The following is a 4,279-nucleotide window of genomic DNA, read 5'->3' as shown; positions in this document are numbered from 1 at the left end:
CACAATTGGTAATTGGTAATTGGTAACTGGTAATTGGTAATCCCTGGTTGGTAGTAACTTCCTGCCCCTTTATCTCACTACCTTTAACCTCAACTTTAACCTCGCCTCCCTTTATCACTCGCTCATTGACATCCGGCTTACTTATTACTACTTTTGGATTGGGGCTCGGGGCTCGGGGCTCGGGGCTCGGAACTCGGGGCTCGGGGCTCGGGACTCCATGGACATCCGGTTTAGTTATTACTACTTTCGGATTGGCGGTAATGGGTAATTCCTGGTCGGTTATCGCTAATCGGTCGCTAACTCTTAACTCAGCACTAACACTTTTCTCTTTTATCTCGCTACTTTTATCTTTAATCTCTCTTTCTTTTATCAGCGGATTTTTTTCAATTGTTCTTAAATTAACATCCGGGGTAGCAAATACTGGTTTTGGATGTCCAAATAAAGGATTAGGATGGTCAATTACTTCAGTAATTATAAGTTGCGGAACATCTTTTTTTAATCCAAGAAATTTCTCAACTACTTTCTGAGGGAGTTTTTCCATTGAAGTAATATAGATTTTAGATGATGGCACATCGCCGGGCATATTTTTAAATAAATCTGGTAATGCAGGAGTTTTAAAAGAAGACAGGTTGTTTAGACAGATTCTTCTATCTTCTTTCATCGCCAATTGAACAAGATGAGATAGAAAAGAGCCTTTATTTATAATTAAATTCTCTTCATTTTGAATATCAAGAAACTTATTAAATTGCAAACCTGCTTTTGAAAATAATACTTTCACTTTTTCACCCTTTTCGTTAGTGATTGGTTAAACAATTACCACTCACCTATTACCAGTTACCAATTTATCTACTCATTTTCCTGGATATTTCACTGGCTCGTTTTGGGTCCATTTTCATCATAACAATAGCTACCTGAGATTTTTTCATTCTTTTGAATATCTCTACGACTATTTGGTCATCCATTTCAGCGAGAATCTTTGCGGCGGCATCTGGTTTCATTCCTTCATAATAGGTAACTAATTTCTCCCATTTTGCCTCCTGGTCATCATACATTCTTTGTTTTTCTTCCATTGCTTGTTTTTTACGGTGTAATTCTTCCTCTGCCAAAAGAAGTTCTTCTGCACGACTTTTCAACTTCTTATCTTTTTGGGCTAATTTTTCCTCTTTCTCTTCTAACTCAAGTAGTTTAAGGTCAATTGACTCTTTTAATTTCCGTAATTCCTCTTTTTGGACATCCTCATAAGTAATTTTAGGTGGTGTAAAAAACATACCTATTCCAGGAACTTTAGCGAGTATTTTCTCTTTATCAAATATTCCTAAGACATCAAAAAGATAGACACTCCCAGCTAATAGCCCAATCAATATACATAAAAGTAAGAATACTACTGGTAAATTCCCTTTTCCTGTTTGGTTTTTAAACATCTTATTTAGTCTCCTTATAAAAATTTAATACCTTTTCCACATAATTTTTAGTCTCATCAATTTGGGGGATATTATTAGTTTTTTTAACTACTTCAGGTCCTGCGTTATAAGCGGCTAAGGCTAAAGGTAGATTCTGATTAAATTCATCCAATAGCGTTTTAAAATATTTGATTCCCCCTTCGATATTTTCATCCGGGGCAAAGATATTAGTTATCCCTAATGCCTTAGCAGTTTCAGGCATTAACTGCATCAATCCTGATGCCCCGGCTTTAGAGACGGCATTAGGATTAAAATTTGATTCTGCCTTGATAATAGAATTGATTAATTTAGGGTCTATCCCATATTTTTCACTATAAGTATCAATCAATTCAGAAAAAGGGGCACTTTTTGTCTCTTCAATCGCCTCATCTAATGTTTGGTGAAAAGAAGGACTACCATCACCACTGACTCCAGCGATTTCTGTAAATTTTTTGCTTATTTGTTGTATTCTATTTAAAACATTTGCTACACCATCTAACATTTATTTTCTACCTCCTCTTTTTTCTCATAGCACCATTTGTATCTTTGTCGTCTTGCCATCCGATAAAACATAAATGTAAATTCCGGATAACCGGATAACAGGTAAGCGTTCAGGGTGTAATGAAGGGAAAATGGAAAAGTTGGGGAAAAGGGAAAATTATTTATTTATTTCCACTCTCCGTATATCCAGTTTAAAATCAGCAAAGTTTATCAACAAACCCATCTTTTTATCTACTGCTTTCAGATAGGATCTTACCTGTGCATAATACTTGTTATGAATTTCTTCAACTGTCTTAATTTCCAAAATAATCTCATTCTCTATTAAGAAATCTAACTTATGTATTCCAACAAATCTATTATGATAATATATTGGTATCTCCTTCTCAGATTCAAAGTTTAGTTTTTCATCTTTAAATTTGCTCTCTAAGCTTTTGTGATAAACAGTTTCAATAAATCCCGGACCTAACTCTTTATGTACATCTATACAATAACCTATGATTTTATTGATTAGTATTTCTCTTTCTTCCTTTTCCATTTTTCCTCTATTTCCCCTTTTCCCTTATTTACACCTGAACGGCTACAAAAAACTTCGACCTGTATGATTAGACTAACTTTACACATCTCTTTAAAAACCACTAATGACACAATTATAAAATAAATTTTTTAATTTCATCCACAGAGCCTGTCTCTTGATGGAAATTTCGCTGTTAATCCTTTACCTACGAACAGTTTTTCTCCGTGCCTTTCGTGGTTTATTCTAACCATACAGGTCGCATTTTTTTATTTCCCCCCTCGTTTTTTTGGTAACTGGTAATTATTTAGCCCCTTACCATTCTTGAATTCCTGAGCCTATCAGGAGCAGACCTTTATCAGGAACAGATTTAACTAACCACCTGTTCACCTAATAAAAATAAGGCAATCCTCTACAGATAGATTTTATCTCCTGGATTGCCTGAATATTTCCTTGATTAGTTGTAATAAACATTTTTTGGACATCTCCATCATTAATTTTCATATTTTAATTATAACATAAAACAGATAATTTGTCAAGTAATTTAAGAGTGTTTTTTAGGTCGGGTGTATGTAAAATTTGTGGGTAAAGTGTAAAAATGGAATGCGGAACTAAACCAGTATAAGATAGTGTAAGCGTTCAGGTGGTGTAACAAAAGGAGATGTGGAGATTAAGGAGATAGGGAGATATTATTAAAAAAATTGAAATTAATAGAAACTAATAGAAATTTATGGAAATTTGTTGTTTTCCACAATCAATTTCTACCTATTTCTATAAATTTCAATCTATTTCTATTATCTTATCTCCATATCACTCTTATCTCCTTATCCCCTTTCTTACACTTTTGATATATAGCCTGAACGGTTACTTAAATTCTTACCACGACTCCTTTAGAATTGAGGTATTGTTTAACCTGAGGAATAGGTAACTCACGGTAGTGAAAGAGGGAAGCGGCTAAGGCGGCATCTGCCCCACCTAAGGTTAATACTTCAAAGAAATGCTCTAATTTACCAGCCCCGCCTGAGGCAATGATTGGGATATTAACTAAATCTGAGATAGCCTTTGTCAACTCAAGGTCATAGCCATTTTTAGTGCCATCTTTATCCATACTGGTTAATAAAATTTCGCCGGCGCCCAATTCTTCTACTTTTTTTGCCCATTGCAGGGCGTCAATATTTGTCTGGGTTCGTCCACCATTAATATATACCTTCCAGCATTCTTGAGCCTGATAGCCAACAATCAGGTCGCCCATACCTTCGGTTTTAAATCCTGATTCGGTGCGATGTTTTTTAGCATCAATAGCGACAACGATACACTGACTACCAAAACGCTCGGCGGCTTCTTTGACAAAGGCGGGTCTATTCACCGCGGCTGTATTCATCGATACCCTATCCGCACCTGCCCTCAATAAAGCCTCAATATCATCAAGAGTCCTTATTCCACCACCGACGGTAAGTGGCATAAAGGCGACTTCTGCTGTCCTTTGAACAACATCAATCATAATATTTCTATCTTCATAAGAGGCAGTAATATCTAAAAAAACTAATTCATCTGCCCCTTCCTGGTCATACAACGCTGCCGCTTCCACCGGGTCACCAGCATCACGGATATTAACAAAATTTACACCTTTGACTACCCGACCTTTATCTACATCAAGGCAGGGAATAATTCTTTTGGCTAACATATTACCTCCTGCAAGATTTCGACCTGTGCGGTTAGGTTTAAATAAAATGCAAGAAGCAGATATTCAATGCTACAAACAGGTCGCTCCTACGGAGCTACAAACATATTGCTTTTGCGGAATGCTACAAACAGATTGCTCCTACGG

At 36.1% G+C, this 4,279-nt stretch carries 6 protein-coding genes; 1 reads left to right on the top strand and 5 read right to left on the bottom strand.

The window, feature by feature from the left end; genetic code table 11:
• From AB1414_16465 to AB1414_16450, 4 genes are all read right to left on the bottom strand, one after another.
• Positions 1-778, bottom strand: a 778-nt coding sequence (locus AB1414_16465) for a hypothetical protein (GenBank protein ID MEW6609012.1), incomplete at its 3' end; no start/stop codon positions are given.
• A gap of 64 nt (positions 779-842) precedes the next feature.
• Positions 843-1,421, bottom strand: a complete 579-nt coding sequence (locus AB1414_16460) for a hypothetical protein (GenBank protein MEW6609011.1) — start codon at positions 1,419-1,421, stop codon at positions 843-845.
• Position 1,422: 1 nt separating this feature from the next.
• Positions 1,423-1,941 (bottom strand): lytic transglycosylase domain-containing protein, encoded by a 519-nt coding sequence (locus tag AB1414_16455; GenBank protein MEW6609010.1) that lies wholly within the window; start codon positions 1,939-1,941, stop codon positions 1,423-1,425.
• Positions 1,942-2,097: 156 nt separating this feature from the next.
• The gene (locus AB1414_16450) at positions 2,098-2,475 is read right to left on the bottom strand and encodes a GxxExxY protein (GenBank protein MEW6609009.1); all 378 of its coding nucleotides are present in this window, start codon (positions 2,473-2,475) and stop codon (positions 2,098-2,100) included.
• A 706-nt stretch (positions 2,476-3,181) separates the two neighbouring features.
• Here AB1414_16450 and AB1414_16445 point away from each other — a divergent pair.
• On the top strand, positions 3,182-3,379 hold the full coding sequence (locus AB1414_16445) for a hypothetical protein (protein MEW6609008.1): 198 nt from the start codon (positions 3,182-3,184) through the stop codon (positions 3,377-3,379).
• On the opposite strand, the gene hisF is transcribed toward AB1414_16445, so the two are convergent.
• Positions 3,320-4,135, bottom strand: a complete 816-nt coding sequence (gene hisF, locus AB1414_16440) for an imidazole glycerol phosphate synthase subunit HisF (protein ID MEW6609007.1) — start codon at positions 4,133-4,135, stop codon at positions 3,320-3,322. The genes AB1414_16445 and hisF overlap by 60 nt on opposite strands.
• Positions 4,136-4,279: the final 144 nt, after the last annotated feature.

Source organism: bacterium, from assembly GCA_040755795.1.
Lineage (GTDB): Bacteria > UBA9089 > CG2-30-40-21 > CG2-30-40-21 > SBAY01 > JBFLXS01.
The sequence above is the reverse complement of the archived record's forward strand: the minus strand, read 5'-3'. Positions and strand labels throughout refer to the sequence as shown.